The sequence below is a fragment of the Allobosea sp. GW821-FHT09G06 genome (assembly GCF_059416005.1).
On record NZ_JBWKOI010000001.1, the window covers coordinates 1,976,189 to 1,995,966 of the forward strand.

Genomic DNA, 19,778 nt, shown 5'->3' on the forward strand with positions numbered 1-19,778 from the left:
TCAGGGCAGGCCCTGTTGAGGTCTCAGTCTTCCATCGTCGCCATGAGGATGCCTAGGCGGCAGCCCTTCTCATATTCGTCGAGATTCACATATTCCTTGATGGTGTGGATCTCGGCCTGGCCGGCGCCGATGGTGATGGTCGGCACGCCATGCTTGTCGAGCCAGTTGGCATCGAGCCCGCCATTCGAGAACAGGTAGTTCGGCTTGATTCCGAGCAGGCCGAGAGCCTTGGTGGCGCGCTTCACCACAGGCGAATCCTTGGCGAGCTCGAAGGGCGGATAGGCCGGCTTGTGGCTGAATTTCACCTGCGCGGTCTCGCCGGCATCGTCCTTGACCTCGGCTTGCGCTTTGGCGAAGGCGGCCTTGAAAGCCTCGGCGATCTTCGTGGCGAAGGCGGCCTCGGGGCTGCGCGCCTCGCCGCGGATATAGGCGTAGTCGGTGACGACATTGGTGGCGTCGCCGGCGGCGGTCGTACCGCCCTTGCCGCCGAAGATGCCGACATTGCTGGTGCCGCGGCCGTCGGGCTTGACGATCTTGCCGAACCAGCCTTCGCGGCGGGCTTCGGTGATCGCGATCGAGCCGACCAGCGTCGCCGAGATGCCCTTTTCAGGCGCGACGCCGGCATGAGAGGCCTTGCCGGTGATCTCGACCTCCCAGTTCTCCTGGCCGACGGCGCCGATCAGCAGTTCGGAGGCGAGCTGGCCGTCGACATTGATGCACATCGCAGCGCCGCCGAGATCCTTGGGGTTGAGCTCGCGGGCGCCGTGCAGGCCGCTTTCCTCGCGCACGGTGAAGAGCAGCGTGATCGGCGGGTGGGGCAGCTTGTTCTTGATCAGCGTCTCGGCCAGCACGACCAGCAGGGCGACGCCGGTGCGGGCATCGCCGCCGAGCGCCGTGGTGCCGTCGGAGACGATGCGGTTGCCCTTGCGCTCCGGCTTGGCACCGGCGCAGAGCGGCACGGTGTCGAGATGGGTCGAGAACAGCAGGCGCGGCCCGTCCTTGGTGCCAGGCAGGTCGACGATAAGGTTGCCGGTCTCGGTCGGCAGCGGGATGCGCTTGTTGACGTCATCGAAACGGATGGCGGAGGCGGGAACGCCGACGGCCTTGAGCGCCTCGACGACGGCAGATCCGATATTGGCTTCCTTGCCGGTGACGCCTTCGACCGAGAGGAAGCGCATGAGATGCGCGATAGCGGCTTCGGTGTCGAGGGGAATGGACGGTGTCGTCATGATCTGCATCCGGGCGGTTTGAATTGGCGACGGAATAGGTGGCGTGGGAGGTCAGAGGCCCCAGGGCAGGCCGAGCATCTTCCAGACGGCGAAGAGCGCGGTCCACAGCACGAACATCCAGACGACATAGGGCAGCATCAGCGACACCACCGTGCCGACGCCGGCATTGCGGTCGTATCTCTGGATGAAGCCGACCACGAGGGCGAAATAGGCGTTGAGCGGCGTGATCGCATTCATCGGGGAATCGCCGATGCGATAGGCCGCGAGCACGGCTTCCGGCTCGACGCCGAGCTTCATCAGCAGCGGCACGAAGACGGGGGCGAAGATCGCCCATTTCGCGATCGCGCCGGTCAGCAGCAGGTCGATCAGCGCGACCACGACGATGAAGCCGAGCAGTAGCGGCAAGGCGCCGATATTGGCGGCCTGCAGCGCTCCCGAGAGGCTGAGCGCCATCACCGTGCCGATATTGGTATAGGTGAAATAGGCGACGAACTGGCTGAGCACGAAGAACAGGAAGATCGTGCCGCCCATGCTCTTGATCGATTTCTCGATCGCCGCGATGACCTCCGCCAGAGTCTTCAGCGTGCCGGCACCGATGCCATAGGCCCAGCCCGTGACCAGGAACAAGAGCATGATCAGGGCGATCAGCCCGTTCATGAAGGGCGAGTTGCCGATCAGCTCGCCGGTCGTCGGGTTGCGCAGTGGCGCGCCGGCAGGGATCGTCAGCAGGCAGAACACGGCCACCAGCGCGAGCAGGCCGAACCCCGCGAAGCGCAGGCCGCGCGACTCCGCCTCGGACAGCACCGCGCCCTGCTCGGTGACGGTGCCTTCGGCCGCCAGCTTCGGGTCATAGGCGCCCAGACGCGGCGAGATCATCTTGTCGGTGATGAAGGCGATGATGACCGTCAGGAACAGCACCGAGGCGATCGAGAACCAGAGGTTGGACGCAAGGCCGATCGTGCGGTTGGGATCGACGAGGCGCGCGGCATCGTTGGTGAACTCGACCAGCACCGCATCGAGCGGCTTGATCAGCATATTGACCGTGAAGGCGCTCGCGACCGCCGCGAAACCCAGGGCCAGCCCGGCGACGGGATGGCGCCCCACGGCGAGATAGGCGATGCCGGCCAGCGGGATCAGGACGAGGTAGCCGGCATCGGCCGCGATGCTGGCGATGATGCCGACGAAGGACAGGATATAGGTCAGCGCCCAGCGCGGCGAGATGATCACGAGCTTGCGGATCAGCGCGGTGACGAGCCCGGATTCCTCCGCGACACCGGCGCCGATCATGGCGACGATCATGAGGCCGACCGCCGTGAAGCTCATGAAGTTCGGGATCAGCGACGAATACATGAAGCGGATGCCGTCGATCGTGAGCAGGCTGCGGATCGCCGTGCTCGCGGTCTCGATCTTGTGCGTATCGGGGTTGATCCGCTCGAAGGTGACGGCGGCGCCGAACAGGCCCAGCACTGCCGAGAGGGCAATGACGATCCCGATCAGGATCAGGAAGATGATGACGGGGTGGGGCACCATGTTGCCCACCTTCTCGACCGTGTCGAGAAACCGTTGCATGACCGTTTTCGGTGCGGCTGCAGTCGCCATCGCGCATCCCCCTCAAGCCAGAGTCTTCGCTATTCAGGCGCGCGACCTGTGCCGGCCTTCGGCTTCACATGGGCGCAGACAGAATCCCGAATTCTGGTGGCGATCATTAAGTGCCTCTTGGGAAAGGACATCGGCAGGGAATCCCAGAGGCTGAGCATCGCGTCCCAAAATTTGAAACTCGCGCGGGCGTTGGCACGGCCCGCCAGAACTCCAGTACATCGTCACCGCATCGCCGCCTGCTCGGGCCGCGGCTGGATCACGAGGATTTCACCAGGCCCGAGAAGCCCGCGACGGCGAGCAGACTCAAGGCCCAGCCGACGACCGACTGGAAGTAGAAATAGTTGATCGCGAGCCGCCCGCCGGGCTTCGTCGGGTTCGGGCGCCAGAAGCTGCGCTGTCCCATGTCGAGGACGGGAAGGAGCGTGTCGAGCGAATAGGCCCAAGGCTTGAAGGCGGGAAAGCTCGAAGCCTCCCAGCGTTCGCGGAAGCAGGCGAGCTGGGTCTGTCCCGGTGTCGCCAGCCCTTGCGACACTCCACTGGCGAGCAGCGGCCTCTGTTCGTCCTGCGGGAGGCCGCACAGGGTCCATTCCGGCGCGCGCAGCACGACGGCGCTGTTCGGCATCACCGCGCCCTGGCGCTCGGCATAGGTGAAGACCGCGGTCCCCGTCAGCCAGAAGAAGGCCAGCCAGAGGAGGGCGAAAAGCGGCCTGCGACCATAGCCGAGGGTGATGCCGAGAATGCCGTCGGACACGAACAGGAGCGCCCGCCAGATCGGATTCCCGGCGCGAGCCCGGCGCGCCCTGCGCTGCAGGCGCTCCTTGATGGCGAGCACCGAGGCGGCATCCTCGCCATAGCCCATCTCGCGGAAGACGGTGGCAAGCTGCTCATAGGGCTGCGGCCAGAAATCCTCGCCCCAGCGCGCGGGCGTCTGGCGCGACAGCCAGTCGAGGCGGCTGTCGGCGTCGACCGGCGCATCGATGAAGGCACCGTAGCGACAGCGGTTGAGCATGAGGTCGCCGGGCTTCGGCCAGCAGGCCGCCTCGTCGTGGATGGTGCCGATCGAGGCTCCGGTCAGCGCCAGCGTGCCGTCGAGGCGGGCCTCGCGACGCAGGAAGAACGCGCCGCGGACGGCCATCCGGCTGGCCTCGATGGCGATCTTGCCGGGGTTGTCGACGATTGTACCGGAGCAATCGAGGTCGCCGGAGATGTCTGATGCGGTGAGCCTCGCTTCTCCGGTGATGCGGGCGCTGCGCAGGACCACGCTGCCATGGCAGGCCATCTCGCCGGCATCGAGCGCCATGCGCTCGAACGCGACGACGGTCGCGCCGGCGATATCGAGATCGGCCGCGAGCACGGCGCCCGACAGGCTGATGCCGCCGCGGAGCGTCGCGCCGCGCAGGAGGACGTTGCGAACCTCCAGGCTCCGCCCCAGCACGGCGTAGTCCCCGCGGCTGCGGATCGTGGCGCCGTCGCATTGGAGGTTTCCGCCGAGGCGGGCCTGATCGAGATTGACGGTCCCTTCGATCTCCGCTCCACGCAGATAGATCCCGCCGCGAGCCTCCAGACGCTCGGCCTGGAGGCCCGGAAGGCGCGAGCCGTCAAGGAACAGCCGGTTGATGATGGCCGCGCGCAGGATCGGTGTGGCCTCGAAATGGCAATCGTTGAGGCCGATATCGCGGAACACGCGGCAGGCTTCGAGGTCGAGCACATCCGTGATCCAGGCGCCGCGAACGAGCACGCCTTTCTCATGGGGCCGGCAGCCGGCCTCGCCGCCCAGGATCAGGAAGCGCAGGAAGCCGGCGCGGACCTCCCGATCCGGAGTCCGTTCGGCCGGCAGCGCACCGTCGCCGAGCTTGTCGAAATTGCCGGAACGCAGCTTGGCGACGATCTCCTCCTCCGCCGGGAGTAGAGGCCGGAAATCATCGAGCCGGGCGGTCGAGGCGGCCCAAGCGGAGGCCTCCGATCCAAGGCTCCAGTCGAAGGTCATGTCGCCGCCGCTCCTGTTGCCGCCGCCATCGAGAAGAGCGCCGTGCCCCAAGTCATCGGGCCACGCTAGCAACACCGGAGGGAATGCGGATTGGCTCAGAATCCCGGCATTGGGCTGGCTATCTCATTTGTTCGCGTGCCGGTTTTCCAGCGGGGACGCGACTGGACGGGGTAGGCGGCGAGCAGGCGCGCCGAAACCGTCAGTGTGCCAGCTTCTGCAGGACTTCCGCGTGCAAGGCCGGGCTGCCGCTCGCCACGACGCAGCGATGGCCGGAATGGATCGTCAGTTCGCGGCCCTGCCAGTCGGTGATCGCGCCGCCGGCATTGCGCACGATCGGGGTCAGCGCGCAGTAGTCGAACGGGTCGAGCCCGCCATCGATGCTGATGTCGAGCGCGCCGTCCGAGACCCGGCCATAGGCGTGGCAGCCGCCACCGTAGACGCACCATTTCGTATCGCTGCGCAGCCGCTCGAAGGCGGCCCGCTCGCCGGCATCGAAAGGCTCGGGGTTGCCGTTGCCGAGGATGGCCTCGGCCAGTGACGCGCCCTTGCGGGTCTGCACCGCCTCGCCATTGCGCCGTGTCGGCAACCCGTCGCCGCCGATCCAGCGCTCGGCCGTGACGGGGTTGTCGATGACGCCGAGTATCGGCGTGCCCTTATAGGCCAGCGCGATCAGCGTGCCGAAGGTTGGGATGCCCGTGATGAAAGCCTTGGTGCCGTCGATCGGGTCGATGATCCAGACGAAATCGCGGTCGAGGCCGATGGATTCGTATTCCTCGCCGAGAATGCCGTGATCGGGATGGATGGCCGCGAGCTCGCGGCGCAGGCGATCCTCGACGCGGCGGTCGATCTCGGTGACCGGGCTGCGATCGGCCTTGGTGTCGAAGCTCCGCCCCTTGGCGATGGCCTCGCGGATGATCGTGCCGCTGAGATCGGCGAGCCGCTCGGCGAAGCCGGCGAAGGCATGGATGTCAGGCTTGGACATGGGTATCTCCGGCGGTCACCGCCGTCGTGGCGAGCGGGCGCTGGTGTCTGGCGAGCCGGTATTCGAGGGCCCGCAGGGCTGCGGTCAGGATGGCGGCGATGACGAGGTAGATCGCGGCCGCGGTGACGAAGAGCTCATAGGGCGCGAAGGTGCGCGCCACGATCGTGTTGGCCGTGCCCGTCAGTTCCATGAGCGTGATGGTGCTCGCCAGCGACGTCGCCTTGAGCATGCTGACGATCTCGTTGGCATAGGCGGGCAGGGCGAGCCGGAAGGCGCGCGGCAGGATGATGACGCGATAGGCCATCGGGCCGGACATGCCGCAGGCATGTGCCGCCTCGATCTCGCCGGCCGGCACCGCCTGGATCGCGCCGCGCAGGATATTCGCCGTATAGGCGGCGGTGTGGAGCGCGAAGGTCAGGACGGCGCAAAACCACGGCTCCCGGATGAAGGGCCAGAGCGCGCTTTCGCGGATGAAGTCGAACTGCGACAGGCCGTAATAGACCAGGAAGATCTGGACCAGGAGCGGCGTGCCCCGGAAGAACGAGATGTAGAAGGCGATCACCGCGCGCGCCGGGGCAGGCGCCTCGAGCCTGGCGATAGCCATCGGCACGGCCAGCGCCAGCCCGAAAACCAGGGCCGCCGTCAGGAGCTGCAGGCTGAGCCAGGTGCCCTCGATCAGGGCGGGCAGGCTCTCGATCATCAGGGCCGGGTTCATCGCGCCAGCTCCCGTTCGCCGCGGCTGGCACGGCGTTCCAGTTTCGCGACGATGAGCCCGTTGCTGGTGGTCAGCGCGTAGAAGATGATCGCCGCGATCAGATAGAAGCGGAAGGGCTCGCCGGTGACCGCGGTCGCCATGCCGCTGACCCGCATGATCTCCTCCAGCCCGACGACCGAGACGAGCGAGGTGTCCTTGATCAGCGAGATCCAGTTATTGCCGAGTCCCGGCAGGGCGAAGCGCCAGATCTGCGGCAGGCGCACCGTCGTGAAGGCATCCCACCAGGAGAAGCCGAAGGCCTCCGCCGCCTCGATCTGGCCCTTCGGAATGGCGAGGAAGGCGCCGCGCAGCACCTCCGCGGCATAACCGCCGAAAACGAGGCTGAGCGCGAAGACGCCGGCGGCGAAGGCGGGGATCTCGACGAAGCCCGCTGCCATCCCCACCGACTTGGCGAGCCCGGTCAACGTGACCGAGCCGCCGAAATAGATGATCAGGATGATCAGCAGCTCCGGCGTGCCGCGCATGATCAGCGTGAACAGGAAGCCGAGCTGCCGGACCAGCCACCAGCGCGAGAGCTGGGCGAGCGCGCCGAGGATGCCCCAGACGAGCCCGAGCGCCAGCGCGGCGAAGGCGACCTCCAGGGTCACCAGCGTCCCATGCAGGAGCTGGCCGCCCCAGCCCATCAGGACATCCATCGTCACGACCTCCGCCGCTCTCGGGTCCGCTGCCTCGTCGCGCGATCAGGGCAGGACGCTGAACGACCAGTAGCGATCGTTGATCGCCTTGAAGGAGCCGTCCTTGAACGAGGCGTTCAGCGCTGCGTCGATCTGGTCACGGAGCGCGCTGTCCTCCTTGCGGAGCGCCACGCCGACGCCGGGGCCGAACAGGGCGATGTTGTTGATCTCGGGGCCGACGAAATGGAATTTCTCGCCGCGCGGCTTCTGCAGGAAATCGCCGTCGAGCTTGATCGGCCCGGCGAAGGCGAGGTCGATCCGGCCCGATTGCAGGTCGAGCAGCAGGTTGTCGACCGTGTCGTATTGCGCGAGCTTCACGCCCGGGAATTCCTTGGTCATGAACTGCTCGTAGGTCGAGGAGCGCTGCAGCCCGACCGTCTTGCCGGCCAGCGCCTTCGGGTCCGGCTTGCCGTCGGCCCCGATCGGCTGGACGTTGAGCGTCTTGGCGCCGACGAAGCGGGCAGTGGAGGAGCGATAGGGCACGCTGAAGTCGATCGATTTCTTGCGCTCGTCGGTGATCGACATGCTCGCCACGATCAGGTCGAACTTGCCGGCGAGCAGCGCCGGGATCATGCCGTCCCATTGCTGGCAGACGAAGACGAGGTTGACGTTCAGGCGCTTGCCGATCTCGCGGGCGACGTCGATGTCGAAGCCCTGCAATTCGCCCTTGGCATCACGGAAGTTGAAGGGCGGGTAGGTGCATTCGCTGCCGACCTTGACGTCCTTTGCCGCGGCTCCCGCGGTCAAGGCGCCGAGCAATCCGGCGGCGACGAGAATTGGCTTCAGCATGTCGTTCTCCCCTTTTATTTGACGGCTCGGTTCACAGGACGCGTTGGAGGAAGGCCCGGCAGCGCTCGGAGCGCGGATCGCCGAGGACCTGCTCGGGCGGGCCACGCTCCTCGACGACGCCCCGGTGCAGGAACAGGACCTCGCTGGAGATCTCGCGGGCGAAGCCCATCTCGTGGGTCACGATGATCATGGTGCGTCCCTCAGTGGCGAGCGTGCGCATCACCGCGAGCACCTCGCCGACCAGCTCGGGATCGAGCGCCGAGGTCGGCTCGTCGAAGAGCAGCAGGGCCGGTTCCATCGCCAGCGCCCGGGCGATGCCGACGCGCTGCTGCTGTCCGCCGGAGATATGGGCGGGATAGGCATTGCGCTTCTCGATCAGACCGACCTTTTCGAGATAGGCCTCGGCGCGCTCCGTCGCCTCCTTGCGGCTGAGGCGGAGCACCTTGATCGGCGCCACCGCGACGTTCTCCAGCACGGTGAGGTGGGTCCAGAGATTGAAGCTCTGGAACACCATGCCGATGCGGCTGCGCATCCGGTTGATCTGCTTGCGGTCGAGCTGGCCCCGGCCGGCTCCCTGCTGCGCCAGCCGAACCGTCTCGCCCTCGAAGCGGATGGTGCCGGCATCGGGCAATTCGAGGAAGTTGATGCAGCGCAGGAAGGTGCTCTTGCCCGAGCCGCTGGCGCCGATCATCGTCACGACATCATGGCTGCGGGCCGTCAGGTCCAGCCCCTTGAGGACGGCGAGGTCCCCGAAGCTCTTCCGGATGCCCTCGACTTCCAGGACGGTGCTGCGCTCGACGTTCATGAGGACTCCGCTGCTGACGGCAGAATGTGAGGCGGATCATGGCCCCCCAAGGTCCAATTCGGAGCTTTCGCTAGGGTCCAGTTCCGGCCATCGCCCAAAAGGGTAGCAGGCTGGGTCCGTGGCGGGCGCCTACTGCATCGTCACGGGGCGTCAGGCCCCGCCCTGTCGCAGGCGGCATCGATCGCCTCGGCCACCGCCTCGACGCAGGCCGGCAGCTTTTCGGTCCGGGTGTTGCCGAAGCCGAGGATCAATCCCTGCCGCGCTGGCCCGCGGCAATAGCGCGACAAGGCCGGGCAGTCGAAACCGCGGTGCAGAAGCGCCGTCGCGGCCGCGACATCGTCGAACAGGACGCGTGGCCGAACCGTCATGTGCAGTCCCGCCGTCACATCAGGGATGACGAAGCGGTCGCCGATGCGCTGCTGCAGCCCGTCGGCCAGCAGGAGCGAGCGTTCCCGGTAGATCGCCCGCATCCGCCGCAGATGCGTCGCCAGATGCCCTTCCGCCATGAAGGCCGCGACCAGGGCCTGGTCCGGCTGGGGCGCGTAGAGTGAGAAGACGCGCTGCACCCGGGTGAAGGCTTCGACCAGGTTGGGCGGCACGACGAGATAGGCCAACCGGAGGCCGGGAGCCAGCGCACGGTTGAAGGAGCTGGTATAGATGACGCGCCCTTGCGTATCGGCGGTGAAGAGCGGCGGTTGCGCCTGTCCCGACCAGCGGATCTCGCTGTTGAAGTCGTCCTCCAGCACCCAGCTGCGATGGGCCTGCGCCCAGGCGAGCAGCGCCTGGCACCGCGCTGGCGGCATCGAGGATCCGAACGGGAACTGCTCGACCGGGGAGACGACGACCAGTTTCGGCAACGCGCCTCCGTCGGCTTGCGTCGGAAGCGCAGCTGCATTGAGCCCCATCTCGTCGATCGGAACCGGGCGGATCCGCACGCCGCTGAGCTCGAAAGTGGCGAGTTCGGTCAGATGGCCGGGATCCTCGACCGCGACCTCGTCCCCGGCATCGAGCAGGACATGGGCGACGAGCGCCGCCGCCTGGAGCGTGCTGCCGATGACGATGACCTGTTCCGGCGCACAGGCCAGGCCTCTCGCCTCGGCCAGATAGGTGGCGATCTGCCGCGTCAGCCCGGCACCGGGGCGCCCGACGCCGTAACCGGTCTGCGAGATCGCGCGCGAGCGCCAGTGCCGGGCCGCGATCCGGCTGAAGATGTCGTAGGGAAACTCATCGAGAGCAGGCACGCCGGGGCTGAGGCCCAGCGTCTCCGAGCGTTCGGCCGGCAGGCCGAACCCGAGGAGCCGCATCGCCCGTTCCGACAGCGCCGCCTGGCCCGGTGCCGGCGCGGGCGGGGCGGGATTCGCCCGCGTCTGGTGATCCTCGGGCAGGATTTTGTCGACGAAGGTTCCCGAGCCGTGGCTGCGCCGGACATAGCCTTCCGCCTCCAGCCGGTCATAGGCCTGCACCACGGTATTGCGGGCGATCGACAATTCCTTGGCCAGGACACGGCTGGGCGGCAGGCGCGTCCCGCGCGGCAGCACGCCCTCGATGATGCCCGCCCGGAAGCGGGCAAAAATCTGCTCATAGAGCGGGGCGTCGCTGTCGCGTTCGAGCCTGATCAGGTTCCAGACGGGATAGTTGAACAGGTTGACCATTCACCCTCGGCAGGCTGATCCGACCTCCCGAATGGACTTAAATGCCGAATTCTCCAAGTGGATTTCCGAAGACTCAGCCGGTGATTGGATCGCTCAACCGGAGCGGCCTGCGAGCGCGAGGGTGAGTTCGGCAGAGGACTTCGGCCTGGCGAGCGGGAATGCCTGCCCGGCCCAGAGCAGGCTGAAGTCGTCGCGCCCTGTCGTCTCCGCGGCGCTGCGCAGCGGCCCGAGCATCGTGCCGGCGGTGGGGAAGGGCGGGGCCAGTTCCGAGAGCGGGCCGACCTCCGTCATCAGCCGGTTGACGATGCCGCGCGCCGGCCGGCCGGTGAACAGGTTGGTGATCGCCGTCGGCCGCTCGCCCATGCCCAGGGCCTTGCGGTAGACGGCGGAGATGGCGGCTTCGGGCGTGAACAGATAGGCCGTGCCGGCCTGCACGGCGGCCGCGCCCAGCGCGAAGGCGGCGTTGACGCCACGCCGGTCCACGATGCCGCCGGCTGCGACGACGGGCACGGACACGGCATCGACGATCTGCGGGACGAGAGCGAAAGTGCCGACCTGCTCCGACATCCGGTCGGTCAGGAAGCTGGCGCGATGGCCACCGGCCTCGGCCCCCATGGCGATCACCGCATCGACGCCGCGCTCAGTGAGCCAGCGCGCCTCGGCCACGGTGGTTGCCGACGAGAACACCTTGGCCCCTGTGCGCTTCACCCGTTCGAGCAGTTCGGGCGCCGGCAGGCCGAAATGGAAGGAGACCACCTCCGGCCGGTAATCCTCCACCACGCCGGCCGAGATCGCATCGAACGGCGTGCGTCCGGTCATGGGCTTCGGCATGGCGGGGTCGAGGCCGGCTTCGGCGTAATAGCCGGAGAGGCGGTGGAGCCAGGCCGCCTGCCTTTCCGGGGCAGGGGTGGGCGTGACGTGGCAGAAGAAGTTCAGGTTGATCGGCCGGCTCGTGCCGGCCCGCACCTTGTCCAGCGCGGCGCGCAGGCCGGCTTCGTCGTATTGCGCGCTGGCGAGCGAGCCGAGGCCGCCGGCCTCGCTGACCGCGATCACCATCTCCGGCGTCGTCGCGACCGCCATCGGCCCCTGGATGATCGGCAACTCGATTCCGAGAAGGGCGAGCAACCGTGATTGTGCCGTGCTGGTCATGATGGTTCCTCACGCAGGTCGATGGCCTGACGTGCAGTTTCCAGCGCGGCGCGACGATTTCAAAGGTGAAGCTCGGCGCATCCGGAGTGCAAGATTGGGCCGGAGGGCCGCAGCGGCTCTAAAGCCGCAGGAAGCGCTTGGCGTTGTCGTGGAGCCAGAGCTTCTCCACCTCCTCGCCGATCGGGAGCGCTCTGATCTCGGCGATGGTGCGCGCGATCGGGCCGAGCGGATAGGCGCTGCCGAAGATGATGCGGTCCTTCAGGACGGTGCGGCCATATTGCAGCAGCGGCTCGTAGCCGGAGCCCGCGACCTGCAGGTATTTCGGCCGGACCGCGACGAGGCCGATGCTGACATTGGGATGGCGCCAGGCGACGCCGATCAGTTCATGCACCCAGGGGAAGCCCGGCGGCGAGGCGCAGACCCGCAACTCCGGAAAATCAACCATCACCTCGTCGAGCAGGGACGGGTGGCCGTAACGCATCAAGGTCGAGGTCGCGAAATTGATCGAGCAGTGGATGTTCACGGGAATGTCGAGCTCGATGCATTTGGCATAGAGCGGGTACATTCGCCGGTCGTTGATCGCGAGATGGTGCTCGAAGCATTGCAGGTTGAGCCCGCGCAGGCCCAGCACGCGCACGGCGTGGTCGAGCTCGCGGACCGCCGTCATGCCCTTGTTCGGGTCGACGCCCGCGAAGCCGATGAAGCGCGGCCCCTGCTCGCGGCAGAAATCGGCGACATCCTCGTTGCTGATACGCCAGCCATAGGTCGTCTCGAGATCGCGTGCCTTGACGCAGACATGCGTGACGCCGGCCTTGTCGTATTCCGCGAGATAGCCGGCGAGGTCCTGCTGCGGCTCGGCCGCGGTTTCGCTGGCGGCATAGACCTGCCGGTAGCGCTTGAGATGTTCGGCGCCCTTCGGACCGAAGGCGGGAAGCGGCGGGCGGCTGCCATAGTCGATGATCACGAATGCTGCTCCTTGCCGGAGAGGGCGGGCCAGGTCGCGGCCCAGGGTTTCAGCGCCTCGATCGCAGCCGCGACCGCCAAAAGCTGCGCTTCCGAATGCCAGCGGCCGACGATCTGGAGGCCGATCGGCAGGCCGTCCGGGCTCATGCCGCAGGGTACGGAGAGGGCGGGGTGTCCGCTGGCGTTGTAGGGGATGGTGTAGGGATACCAGGCGTCGCGCAGCGGGCCGTGGTCGATGCCGTTGACGATCAGCGGGCCATCCGATTGCTGGCCGATGGGCAGGGCCGGCGCCGCGACGGTCGGTGTGATGAAGACATCCGCACCGTCGAAGAGGCGTTCGACCTGCCGGTAGATCTCGGAGCGAGCGCGTTGGGCGTGGGCGAGGCGCGTATAGGTCTGGGTTTCCGGCTGCATCGTCAGGCCGAGGCGGGCGGTGCGGTCCATCCGCGCGCCATGTTCGTCCAGCAGCGTACCGAAGCGGGCATGCTGGTAGGCGCGCATCAGCACGAGGGCCGAGGGCGTATCGAAGACGATGTCGTCCAGCATCGCCACGCGCTCGGCGCCGGCCGTGAGCAGGCGCTCGACGGTCTCGCCGACGGCTGCTTCTACCGCCGGGGCAACCCAGCGGTTGAGCGTCTTGGGCGCGTAGCGGAAGCGCAGGCCCTTGAGGGCCGCGACGGGATTGTCGGGAAGCCGGACGGGCTCGGCCGAGCCGCCGAAGGAGAGCGGATCGCGCCGGTCGGGGCCCTTCATCGCGTTGAACATCAGCGCGACATCCGCGACCGTGCGGCCCATCTGGCCGAGGCAGGTCAGCGAGCCGAACAGGTCCGTGGTGGTCTCGTGCGGGACCGCGCCCCAGCTCGGCTTCAGGCCGACGATGCCGCAGCAGGAGGCCGGGATGCGGCCGGAGCCGGCGCCGTCCGAGGTGAGATGCAGCGGGCCGAAGCCCATCGCCGCCGCGATCGCCGCGCCGCCGCTGGAGCCGCCGCAGCTATAATCGGTGTTCCAGGGATTGCGGCTGATGCCCTGGCGCGGGGAATCGGTCAGCACCTTGTGGCCGAATTCCGGGGTGGTCGATTTCGCAAAGGGGATCGCGCCGGCCCGGCGCAGGCGGGCGACCGCCTCGGCATCCGTATCGACGACCTGTCCTGCGAAGGCATGCGAGGCGTATTCGAGCGGCATGCCGGCGACGGCGACGAGGTCCTTGACGCTGAAGGGCAGGCCGTGGAGCGGGCCGGGCGCAGCGCCTTTGGCGAGCTTGCGGTCAGCCTCGCGGGCGGCGTCGAGCGCGCTGTCGGTCGCGACATGGGAGAAGGCGTTGACCGGCGCGTTGCGCGTCTCGATCTGGCCGAGAACCGACTGCATCAGCGTCTCGGCCTTGAGCGCGCCGGAGCGCAGCTCGGGCAGGAGCTCGGCCGCGCTGCGGCTCCAGAGGGGCATGCTCATCGCCAGATTCCTTCCACCCTGTCGAAGGCGCCGAGACGCAGGTCGGCGACGCCGGCCGTCAAGGCCGTCTTCGCGACTTTCTGCGAGGCCGTGCGCGGGATGTCGTCGACGAAGGCGATGTAGCGGGGGATCTTGAAGGCGGCGAGATTGGCCTCGCAATGCCTGGCGATCCGGCCGATCAAGTCGTCGCTGCCGCTGAGGCCGGCGGCGGGCAGGACATAGGCCTTGACCTCCTCGCCGCGCAGATCGTCCGGCACGGGGACGACGGCGACCTCTTCGATCTCGTCCATGTTGCGCAAGACGGTCTCGACCTCGCGGGCCGCGATGTTCTCGCCGGCCCGCCGCACCATGTCCTTGAGCCGGCCGACAATGTAGAAATAGCCCTCCGCATCCTGCCGGAAGAGATCGCCGGTGCGGAACCACTCGCCGAAGAAGCTGTCGCGATTGGCTTCGGGGCGGTTGTAGTAGCCCAGCATCAGGCCGGTGCCCTTGAGCACGAGCTCGCCGATCTCGCCGCGGGTGACGTCCTTGCCTTCCTCGTCGACGACGCGCGCCTGCCGGAACGGAGCGGGGATGCCGCAGGAGCCGGAGCCGACCATGTGCAACGCATTGAGCGGCATGTAGAGGCCGGGGCCGACCTCGGTCATGCCGAAGGCCTCCATCGCTGGGGCATTGAAGCGCTGGCGCAGGGCCGCGTTGATCTCCTTGCGGTGGCCATAGATGTTGGCCCGCATCAATTCGGTCTGGCCGTCCTGCGGCGTCTCCGGCTGCTTGAAGACGATCTCCGGGAACAGGCAGAAATGGATGCGGTGCTCGCGCAGCCAGGCGGCGAAGCGGCTGGCGCTCTGGCGTTTCGCGACGAAGAGCGTGCCGCGCTGGTAGAAGCACAACAGCAATAGCCATTGCGGGTCCATGTAGAAGAAGGGCGTCGAGGCGAGCACACGGCGGAAGCGGCGGGCGTCGCGGAAGCCGTTCACGAAGCCGGCGCCCAGCCAATAGCGATGCGTCAGCATGCAGCCTTTGGGGAAGCCGGTCGTGCCCGATGTGTACTGGATGTTCATGAGGTCGTCATGGGCGGGCTCGGGCCCCTCATGCCGCGCGCCTTCGGGAATTGAGGCGACGAGGGCATCCAGCGTGATCGCGCCCGGCGGCAGCAGGCTCTCCTGCGCCTCCTCGGCCGCCATGCGCAGGATGCGGTGGGGCTGTGGGAACTTCCCGGCCTCGGCCACCTCGACCGCCTCGCGATATTGCGGGCCGCATTCGTCATGGATGACCAGCGCCTCGGCGCCGGCATCGCCGAGCACATAGGCAAGCTCGCGGCCGGTATAGCGCAGGTTGACCGGCACCATCACGGCGCCGATCCGCGCGAGTGCAAGCCAGACGATCGGCATCTGCGGGCAGTTCGGCAGCATCACGCCGACCTTCATGCCGCGCGTCACGCCGAAGGAGGCGAGCGCCACGGCCATCCGGTCGACGGCCTTGTCGAGCGCGGCATAGGTGATCGTCTCGCCGGTCTCGAAGAAGTTCCAGGCGAGCGCGCCCGGCGCCTCAGTAGCCGCCTCGCGCAGCAGGGTGCCGATATTGCGGGGGAAGGTGAAGCGCTCCATCTCGCGATGCCGTGCCTCCACATCCAGCGCGGCCAGGCGCGCCACATAGGCATCGGCCCAGACGGGCGTCTCAGAGTCGGTGGGCAAGGGCGGCATTGGCATCTCGAAAGGCAGGTTCGCGTCGAACAGGTCTGGAAGTTATGTTTTCCGTCGCTGGCTGGGCGCGATTGAGAGCGTGGCGGGATTGCGAGGCTTTGCCGGTCTCTGGCGTGTTTTCCAGTTTTCCGTCTGGCCTGGTCCGCACTATTCCGCTGCCGGCAGGGCGCCGCAAATTTCTTTTTGACTAGAAATCATGCCTGCTGGTTATATTTATTCCGAAGCCAGTGGCGGAGCCTTGCATGCGGATCACCCATCGACAGCTCGAGGCCTATATCCAGTTCATGGAGACCGGCAGCGTCACGGCCGCGGCCGAGCGGATGCGGCTGTCGCAGCCGGCGATGAGCAAGATCCTGGCGGGGCTCGAAATCGACCTCGCGCTCACCCTGTTCGAGCGCAAGCGCAAGCGCCTGATCCCGACGCATCAGGCGCAGCTGCTCTACAAGGAGGTGCGTCGGCTCTTCGCCTCGCTGAGCGATGTCGAGCGCTTCGCGCGCGATCTGCGCGACCTGCGGTCAGGGGAACTCAGGATCGTCTCGGCGGCCTCGATCGGCCATACGCTGGTGGCGGATGCGCTCGTCGCCTTCGCCGAGGCCAATCCAGCGATCTCGGTTGCGCTCGACGTCTCCAGCGTCGTCGGCAGCGACGTGCTCGGGCAGAATGTCGATATCGGCTTCTCGGTTAGCCATTTCCATCACCCGGACCTCCTGACCGAGCCGCTGTTCCATGCCGATGCGGTCTGCGTGATGCGGCGGGATCATCCGCTGGCGGGGCGCGAGCTGATCGTGCCGCGCGATCTGGAAGGGGCAGAGTTCATCTCCTTCACGCGCAACAGCCGCATGCGCCACCTGACCGACGCGGTGTTCGAGCAGCAGCGGGTCACGCGCAAGATGCGGACGGAGGTGTTCTCCTCGGTCGAAGCGAATGCGCTGGTCTCGCGCGGCTTCGGCATCGCCATCGTCGAGCCGATGACCGTGCATCAGGGCTTCTGGCCGGATCTGGTGGCGCGCCGCTTCGAGCCGACCATCGCCTTCACCTTCAACGCCATCGTCTCGCGCAACCGCCCGGTCTCGCCCCTGACCAAGGCCTTTCTCGCCGAGCTCAAGACACGCATCGCTGCACTGGCGCAGGGTGATGATCCGCGCGCCACTGAGAGCCTGACCGTGCGCCTGCCGCAGCGGCGCCCGCGCGACGGCGCGGGATTAGGCGCCGTCGTGACGGACGAAGAAGGTGAGTCCGGCGACGCGATCGAGGATGATCACGGCGAGGAAGGTGATCAGCACGCTGATCGTTGAGATCGCCGCCAGCACCGGGGTCGCCGAATCCTGGACGAAGGAGAAGATCTGGACCGGCAGGGTCGAGATGTTCGGCCCGATCAGGAACATCGTCACCGTGACCTCGTCGAAGGAGATGATCCCGGCGAAGAGCAGCGAGGTCAGGATTCCGGACCGGCACATCGGGATGACGATATCCCTGAGCGCGCGCCATTCGCTCGCGCCCATCACATTGGCGGCGCGGACGAGATCGGGGTCGAGGCTGCGCAAGGCGATATGGATCGGCCGGTAGGAGAAGGGCAGCGTCACGATGAGATGGGCGAGCACGATGCCCGGCGCCGTGCCGATCAGCCCGAACTGGGCGACGAGCGCGACCATGGCGACGCCCATCGCGGCATGCGGGAAGAACAATGGCGAGAAGATCGCCAGCTCCAGCCATGTCGCGAGCTTCGGCGCATGGCGCTGCGTGTAATAGGCGGCCATGAAGTTGACGATGGTGACGATCACTGCCGTCACCGCCGCGATGCCGACGCTGATCGCGAAGGCGCGCGGCCAGCGCGGATCGAACAGCGCATCGCGATACCAGCGCAGGCTCAGACCCTCCGGCGGGAACTGGATATAGCTGGTGTCGCTGAAGGAGGCGCCGATGATGATCAGGATCGGCGCCGGCAGCGAGACCAGCAGCAGGATGCCGGCCCAGGTCGAGAGTTTGGGATTTGCCGTCATCGCGCTCACTCCATGGTCCCGATCAGCCGGCGCTCGATGGCTTTCAGCAGGAGCAGCGACAGGAAGCTGATGGCGAGCAGGCAGATCGACCAGGCCGCGGCCTTGTTCAGATTGAAGGTGTACATGACCTCCTGGTAAATCTGCGATCCCACGAACTGATGTGACATGCCGCCGAGCACGATCGGCGTGACGATCGCGCCGATGCTCGCCAGGAAGATCACGATCAGCGCCGTGAAGGCGCCCGGCAGCGACAGCGGCAGCACGATGCGCCGGAAGGTCTGGAAGCGACTCGCGCCCAACACGCCCGACGCCTCCTCCAGATTGCTCTCGATCGCCAGCAGCGATGACAGGATCGAGATCACCGCGAAGGGGATCAGCACATGGGTCAGGCCGATGACGATGCCGAGATCGTTGAACATCAGCGCCAATGGCTGCTGGATGATGCCGGTCCAGGCCAGCATGCCGTTGATCACGCCCTTGGGGCCGAGCAGGACGAGCCAGCCATAGGTGCGCACGACCAGGCTGACGAGCCAGGGCACGAGGACCACGATCAGGAGCGTGTTGCGCCAGCGCTCGAGCCGCCAGAGCAGGAGCGCGATCGGATAGGACAGGGCCACCGAGAGCAGCGCCACCGTCAGCGAGGACAGGATCGTCCGCGCGAAGATGACCTGATAGTCGCTGCGGTTGAGGATTTGCCGGAAGTAGCGCAGCGACCAGCCATCGGCATCGGCGAAGCCGTTCGAGAAGAGCTGGAAGACCGAGGCGAAGAACAGGCCGAGCAGGACGAGGACCGGCAGGAGCAGCAGCGCCTTGGCCGGCGAGGCAGGTTGCGTCTCCGTCATGGCTTCTCTCCGAAGCTCGCGGCGGCGGGTGCTGCCAGCGGTTCGAAGATCTGCGCGTCGGCGGGGTCGAAGGCGACGCGGCAGGGCGAGCCCGCTTCCGGCAGGGCGGCGCCGTCGCTGGTCAGCCGCACCGCGACCAGCCGCTGCTCGCCGCAGCGCAGGGTGAAGCGCAGGACCGGCCCCAGCGCGATGCGCTCGACGACGGTTCCCGGCAGCGTGATGCGCCCGCCGGTATCGGCGTCCGGTGGCAGAATCGCGATGCGTTCGGGGCGCAAGCCGATCACGCAGGCTGCGCCGGGGGCAGGCGAGAAGCCGCGGATGCCGCTCGCCGGCAAGGCATGGCGGCCGCCCGGTCCGTCGATCTCGACCGTGCCGGCCGTCACTGCGGCGATGCGGCCGGGAATCTCGTTGAGCTCGCCGACGAACTTGGCGACGAAGAGATTGGCGGGCTGCGAATAGATCACTGGGGGCGTGTCGTATTGCTGGATCGCGCCTGCGCTCATCACCACGATGCGATCCGACATCAGGGTCGCTTCTTCCTGGTCGTGGGTGACGAAGACGAAGGTCGTGCCGAGCTCGCGCTGGATCTCCTTGAGGGCGACTTGCAGCTGCTTGCGGAGCTGCAGGTCGAGCGCCGAGAGCGGCTCGTCGAGCAGCAGGATCGAGGGTTCGAGCACCAGCGAACGGGCCAGCGCCACGCGCTGCTTCTGGCCGCCGGAGAGCTGCGAGATGCGGCGGTTGCCGAGATGGCCGAGCCCGACGAGGTCGAGGAAGGTTCCGACTTTCCGGCGCAGTTCGGCCTCCGGCACGTTGCGCAGGCGCAGGCCGTAGGCGACGTTCTCCTCGACCGAGAAATGCGGGAACAAAGCGAGGTTCTGGAAGACCATGCCGATCGGCCGGCGCTGCGGCGGCAGGCCCGCCATGTCGCGGCCGTCGATCGCGATTTTGCCGGCGCTGGGCTGGATGAAGCCGGCGATCAGGCGCAGCAGCGTGGTCTTGCCGCAGCCGGAGGGGCCGAGCAGCGTGACGAAGGTTCCGGCTTCGACCGCGAGATCGAGGCCGGAGAGCACTGTCGTCGCGCCATAGGCCTTGGCGACGCCGGCGACATGGATGGAACCGCGGGCCGCACGGGAGGGCGCGGCCTGCGCGAGGGCTTCAGGCTGGGCAGGGGACATCGATCGAA

Annotated in this window: 17 protein-coding genes; 1 reads left to right on the forward strand and 16 read right to left on the reverse strand. The window is 67.3% G+C overall.

Annotated features, from left to right (window positions below; translation table 11 throughout):
• Positions 1 to 23: 23 nt before the first annotated feature.
• The 13 genes from AC07NY_RS09770 to AC07NY_RS09830 form a co-directional block, all read right to left on the reverse strand.
• On the reverse strand, positions 24 to 1,229 hold the full coding sequence (locus tag AC07NY_RS09770; RefSeq protein WP_494583544.1) for a M20/M25/M40 family metallo-hydrolase: 1,206 nt from the start codon (positions 1,227 to 1,229) through the stop codon (positions 24 to 26).
• Positions 1,230 to 1,280: 51 nt separating this feature from the next.
• On the reverse strand, positions 1,281 to 2,828 hold the full coding sequence (locus AC07NY_RS09775) for an AbgT family transporter (protein WP_492287433.1): 1,548 nt from the start codon (positions 2,826 to 2,828) through the stop codon (positions 1,281 to 1,283).
• A 256-nt stretch (positions 2,829 to 3,084) separates the two neighbouring features.
• Positions 3,085 to 4,815, reverse strand: a complete 1,731-nt coding sequence (locus tag AC07NY_RS09780) for a hypothetical protein (RefSeq protein WP_494583545.1) — start codon at positions 4,813 to 4,815, stop codon at positions 3,085 to 3,087.
• Between the two features lie 199 nt (positions 4,816 to 5,014).
• Positions 5,015 to 5,797: an inositol monophosphatase family protein gene (locus tag AC07NY_RS09785; RefSeq protein WP_494583546.1), complete on the reverse strand. Its 783-nt coding sequence runs from the start codon at positions 5,795 to 5,797 to the stop codon at positions 5,015 to 5,017.
• Positions 5,784 to 6,512 (reverse strand): ABC transporter permease, encoded by a 729-nt coding sequence (locus AC07NY_RS09790; protein ID WP_494583547.1) that lies wholly within the window; start codon positions 6,510 to 6,512, stop codon positions 5,784 to 5,786. The genes AC07NY_RS09785 and AC07NY_RS09790 overlap by 14 nt, the downstream gene beginning before the upstream one ends.
• Positions 6,509 to 7,207 (reverse strand): ABC transporter permease, encoded by a 699-nt coding sequence (locus AC07NY_RS09795; RefSeq protein WP_494583719.1) that lies wholly within the window; start codon positions 7,205 to 7,207, stop codon positions 6,509 to 6,511. Before AC07NY_RS09795 ends, AC07NY_RS09790 begins: the two co-directional genes overlap by 4 nt.
• A gap of 45 nt (positions 7,208 to 7,252) precedes the next feature.
• Positions 7,253 to 8,035 (reverse strand): transporter substrate-binding domain-containing protein, encoded by a 783-nt coding sequence (locus AC07NY_RS09800; protein ID WP_494583548.1) that lies wholly within the window; start codon positions 8,033 to 8,035, stop codon positions 7,253 to 7,255.
• A gap of 31 nt (positions 8,036 to 8,066) precedes the next feature.
• On the reverse strand, positions 8,067 to 8,840 hold the full coding sequence (locus AC07NY_RS09805; RefSeq protein WP_494583549.1) for an ABC transporter ATP-binding protein: 774 nt from the start codon (positions 8,838 to 8,840) through the stop codon (positions 8,067 to 8,069).
• A gap of 140 nt (positions 8,841 to 8,980) precedes the next feature.
• The gene (gene pdxR / locus AC07NY_RS09810) at positions 8,981 to 10,492 is read right to left on the reverse strand and encodes a MocR-like pyridoxine biosynthesis transcription factor PdxR (RefSeq protein ID WP_494583550.1); all 1,512 of its coding nucleotides are present in this window, start codon (positions 10,490 to 10,492) and stop codon (positions 8,981 to 8,983) included.
• 93 nt (positions 10,493 to 10,585) lie between these two features.
• The gene (locus AC07NY_RS09815; protein ID WP_494583551.1) at positions 10,586 to 11,641 is read right to left on the reverse strand and encodes an NAD(P)H-dependent flavin oxidoreductase; all 1,056 of its coding nucleotides are present in this window, start codon (positions 11,639 to 11,641) and stop codon (positions 10,586 to 10,588) included.
• A 118-nt stretch (positions 11,642 to 11,759) separates the two neighbouring features.
• Positions 11,760 to 12,605 carry an amidohydrolase family protein gene (locus tag AC07NY_RS09820; protein ID WP_336814267.1) on the reverse strand — a complete coding sequence of 282 codons (846 nt, stop codon included), beginning with the start codon at positions 12,603 to 12,605 and terminating at the stop codon, positions 11,760 to 11,762.
• Positions 12,602 to 14,050 carry an amidase gene (locus tag AC07NY_RS09825; RefSeq protein WP_494583552.1) on the reverse strand — a complete coding sequence of 483 codons (1,449 nt, stop codon included), beginning with the start codon at positions 14,048 to 14,050 and terminating at the stop codon, positions 12,602 to 12,604. Before AC07NY_RS09825 ends, AC07NY_RS09820 begins: the two co-directional genes overlap by 4 nt.
• Positions 14,047 to 15,744 carry a class I adenylate-forming enzyme family protein gene (locus AC07NY_RS09830; protein ID WP_494583553.1) on the reverse strand — a complete coding sequence of 566 codons (1,698 nt, stop codon included), beginning with the start codon at positions 15,742 to 15,744 and terminating at the stop codon, positions 14,047 to 14,049. The genes AC07NY_RS09825 and AC07NY_RS09830 overlap by 4 nt, the downstream gene beginning before the upstream one ends.
• A 251-nt stretch (positions 15,745 to 15,995) precedes the next feature.
• Between AC07NY_RS09830 and AC07NY_RS09835 the strand changes: the two genes are divergently transcribed.
• Positions 15,996 to 17,048 (forward strand): LysR substrate-binding domain-containing protein, encoded by a 1,053-nt coding sequence (locus tag AC07NY_RS09835; protein WP_494583554.1) that lies wholly within the window; start codon positions 15,996 to 15,998, stop codon positions 17,046 to 17,048.
• Here the strand turns inward: AC07NY_RS09835 and AC07NY_RS09840 are convergent.
• The 3 genes from AC07NY_RS09840 to AC07NY_RS09850 are packed head-to-tail and all read right to left on the reverse strand — an operon-like array spanning position 16,956 to position 19,770.
• Positions 16,956 to 17,753, reverse strand: a complete 798-nt coding sequence (locus tag AC07NY_RS09840) for an ABC transporter permease (RefSeq protein ID WP_494583555.1) — start codon at positions 17,751 to 17,753, stop codon at positions 16,956 to 16,958. The genes AC07NY_RS09835 and AC07NY_RS09840 overlap by 93 nt on opposite strands.
• Before the next feature lie 5 nt (positions 17,754 to 17,758).
• Positions 17,759 to 18,595 carry an ABC transporter permease gene (locus AC07NY_RS09845; RefSeq protein ID WP_494583556.1) on the reverse strand — a complete coding sequence of 279 codons (837 nt, stop codon included), beginning with the start codon at positions 18,593 to 18,595 and terminating at the stop codon, positions 17,759 to 17,761.
• A complete protein-coding gene (locus AC07NY_RS09850; protein WP_494583557.1) occupies positions 18,592 to 19,770 on the reverse strand; it encodes an ABC transporter ATP-binding protein in 1,179 nt (392 codons plus the stop codon). The genes AC07NY_RS09845 and AC07NY_RS09850 overlap by 4 nt, the downstream gene beginning before the upstream one ends.
• Positions 19,771 to 19,778: the final 8 nt, after the last annotated feature.

Coding starts and splice junctions, on each gene's coding strand:
- AC07NY_RS09815 (WP_494583551.1), bottom strand. CDS start 11,641: ATGACCAGCACGGCACAATCACGGTTGCTCGCCCTTCTCGGAATCGAG.
- AC07NY_RS09780 (WP_494583545.1), bottom strand. CDS start 4,815: ATGACCTTCGACTGGAGCCTTGGATCGGAGGCCTCCGCTTGGGCCGCC.
- pdxR (WP_494583550.1), bottom strand. CDS start 10,492: ATGGTCAACCTGTTCAACTATCCCGTCTGGAACCTGATCAGGCTCGAA.
- AC07NY_RS09800 (WP_494583548.1), bottom strand. CDS start 8,035: ATGCTGAAGCCAATTCTCGTCGCCGCCGGATTGCTCGGCGCCTTGACC.
- AC07NY_RS09825 (WP_494583552.1), bottom strand. CDS start 14,050: ATGAGCATGCCCCTCTGGAGCCGCAGCGCGGCCGAGCTCCTGCCCGAG.
- AC07NY_RS09840 (WP_494583555.1), bottom strand. CDS start 17,753: ATGACGGCAAATCCCAAACTCTCGACCTGGGCCGGCATCCTGCTGCTG.
- AC07NY_RS09835 (WP_494583554.1), top strand. CDS start 15,996: ATGCGGATCACCCATCGACAGCTCGAGGCCTATATCCAGTTCATGGAG.
- AC07NY_RS09785 (WP_494583546.1), bottom strand. CDS start 5,797: ATGTCCAAGCCTGACATCCATGCCTTCGCCGGCTTCGCCGAGCGGCTC.
- AC07NY_RS09770 (WP_494583544.1), bottom strand. CDS start 1,229: ATGACGACACCGTCCATTCCCCTCGACACCGAAGCCGCTATCGCGCAT.
- AC07NY_RS09790 (WP_494583547.1), bottom strand. CDS start 6,512: ATGAACCCGGCCCTGATGATCGAGAGCCTGCCCGCCCTGATCGAGGGC.
- AC07NY_RS09850 (WP_494583557.1), bottom strand. CDS start 19,770: ATGTCCCCTGCCCAGCCTGAAGCCCTCGCGCAGGCCGCGCCCTCCCGT.
- AC07NY_RS09805 (WP_494583549.1), bottom strand. CDS start 8,840: ATGAACGTCGAGCGCAGCACCGTCCTGGAAGTCGAGGGCATCCGGAAG.
- AC07NY_RS09775 (WP_492287433.1), bottom strand. CDS start 2,828: ATGGCGACTGCAGCCGCACCGAAAACGGTCATGCAACGGTTTCTCGAC.
- AC07NY_RS09845 (WP_494583556.1), bottom strand. CDS start 18,595: ATGACGGAGACGCAACCTGCCTCGCCGGCCAAGGCGCTGCTGCTCCTG.
- AC07NY_RS09795 (WP_494583719.1), bottom strand. CDS start 7,207: ATGGATGTCCTGATGGGCTGGGGCGGCCAGCTCCTGCATGGGACGCTG.